This is a genomic window from Streptomyces sp. NPDC002125 (genome assembly GCF_053593715.1).
In genome coordinates this window covers 1-2,283 of record NZ_JBSFDD010000082.1, presented here as the reverse complement: position 1 = coordinate 2,283, position 2,283 = coordinate 1, and the positions used below count along the sequence as shown (strand labels likewise).

General features: G+C 69.9%; 2 protein-coding genes. Both read left to right on the top strand.

Features of this window, described 5'->3' with window-relative positions; all coding sequences use genetic code 11:
- Nucleotides 1-1,308: type I polyketide synthase (locus tag ACWCQM_RS40885; RefSeq protein ID WP_450920134.1), on the top strand; the 1,308-nt coding region annotated here is incomplete at its 5' end.
- A 51-nt stretch (nucleotides 1,309-1,359) separates the two neighbouring features.
- A partial coding sequence (locus tag ACWCQM_RS40880; protein ID WP_450920133.1) for a beta-ketoacyl synthase N-terminal-like domain-containing protein occupies nucleotides 1,360-2,283 on the top strand: 924 nt, incomplete at its 3' end.

Sequence of the window (2,283 nt, the reverse complement as noted above, 5' to 3'; positions counted from 1 at the left end):
ACGGGGACGTTGGGTGGGTTGGTGGCCCGGCATCTGGTGGTGGTGCATGGGGTGCGCAGTGTGGTGTTGGTGAGTCGTCGTGGGGTGGCGGCTGATGGTGCGTCGGCTCTGGTGGAGGAGCTGAGGGCTGCTGGTGCGCGGGTCGAGGTCGTGGCTGCGGATGTGGGTGATCGTGACGCTCTTGCCGCGGTGCTGGGAGAAGTTCCGGCGGAGCATCCGCTGACCGCAGTGGTCCACACCGCCGGAGTACTCGACGACGGAGTGCTGTCCTCCCTGACACCGGACCGTATCGACACGGTCTTCGGGCCGAAGGCGGATGCCGCGTGGCATCTGCACGAGCTGACGCGGGAGCTGGACCTGGCGGCCTTCGTCCTCTTCTCCTCCGGCGCCGGAGTCTTCGGGAACGCCGGGCAGGGCAACTACGCGGCGGCCAACGGATACCTCGACGGACTCGCGCAGTGGCGCCGTACGCAAGGGCTGCCCGCTGTCTCACTCGCGTGGGGCCTGTGGTCGCAGGCGAGCGGCATGACCGGACACCTCGACGCGACCGCGCTCGGACGCATGGCCCGAGGCGGCCAGGCCGGGCTCACGTCGGCCGAGGCGCTGGCACTGCTCGACGCGGCGCTGACATCCGAGGAGCCGCATGTCGTTCCGACGAAGCTCGACTTCACGGCCCTGCGGGCCCAAGCCGCGGCCGGGGACCTTCCCCCACTCCTGCGGGGACTGGTCCGCACACCCAGGAAGGCCGCCGGTCCGGTGGCGGCCGACGAGGACCAGGGCGACGGGCGGTCGCTGACGCGCCGACTGGCCGCCGTCGGGGAAGCGGAGCAGATACGACTGCTCGTGGAACTCGTGCGGAGCGACGCCGCATCCGTACTCGGACTTGCCGCACACGAGTCGATCAAGGCGAATCAGGCCTTCAACGAGGTGGGATTCGATTCGCTGACCGCCGTCAGGATGCGTAATCGCCTGGCGACGTCGACCGGTGTGCGGCTGCCGGCCACGCTCGTGTTCGACCACCCCACTCCGGCCGCACTCGCCCGGTATCTGCGGGACCGGATCGCGCCGGCCGAGGCGACGCCCGACGCACCGCCGGCCCTGGCCGAGCTGGACCGGCTGGAGCAGGCCCTCGGGGACCCCGCTCCCGACGCATCGCTCCGGGCCCAGGTCACCGCGCGGCTCGAAGCACTCACGGCGAAGTGGGCCGAGGCGCACCGCTCCCCGGAGCACGCGGGCGGCATCGACCTCGACACGGCCTCCGACGACCAGATATTCGAGCTGATCGACAGCGAGCTCGGCTCCTCCTGACCGGCCGAACCAGCCGTTCCGTACAGCCGACCCGACACAAGGACGAACCGCATGTCGAATGACGAGAAGCTGCGCGACTACCTCAAGCGCGTGGTGGGTGAGCTGCAGCAGACACGCAAGCGGATCCGGGAGATCGAGTCCAGGACGAACGAACCCATCGCGATCGTGGGGATGGGCTGCCGGCTCCCGGGCGGGGTCACGTCCCCCGACGACCTGTGGCGGCTCGTCGCCGACGGCGAGGACGCCATGACCTCGTTCCCCACGGACCGGGGCTGGGATCTCGACCGGCTCTTCGACCCGGACCCCGAGCGCACGGGCACGACGTACGCCGACGAGGGCGGCTTCATCGACGACCCCGGTGGCTTCGACGCGACGCTGTTCGGCATATCGCCGCGCGAGGCACTCGCCATCGACCCGCAGCAGCGGCAGCTGCTGGAGGTGTCGTGGGAGGTCTTCGAGCGTGCGGGCATCGACCCGACCTCACTGCGCGGCAAGGACGTCGGTGTCTATTCCGGACTGATGTACCACGATTACGCCCACAACATCGACTCGCTGCCCGAGGGCCTGGAGGGCTACTTCGGCATCGGCAACTCGGGAAGCGTGGCGTCGGGCCGTGTGGCATACAGCTTGGGTCTCGAGGGCCCGGCGGTGACCGTGGACACGGCGTGCTCGTCGTCCCTGGTGGCCTTGCACCTGGCGGCCCAGGCCCTGCGTAACGACGACTGCTCCCTGGCCCTTGCGGGCGGTGTCGCGGTGATGGCCACGCCTGAGGTCTTCGTCGACTTCTCCCGGCAGCGCGGGCTGGCCCGCGACGGCCGGTGCAAGGCGTACGCCGACGCGGCCGACGGCACAGGACTGGCGGAGGGTGTGGCGGTTCTGTTGTTGGAGCGGTTGTCGGATGCTCGGCGGTTGGGGCATGAGGTGTTGGCGGTGGTGCGTGGTTCTGCGGTGAATCAGGATGGTGCGTCGAATGGT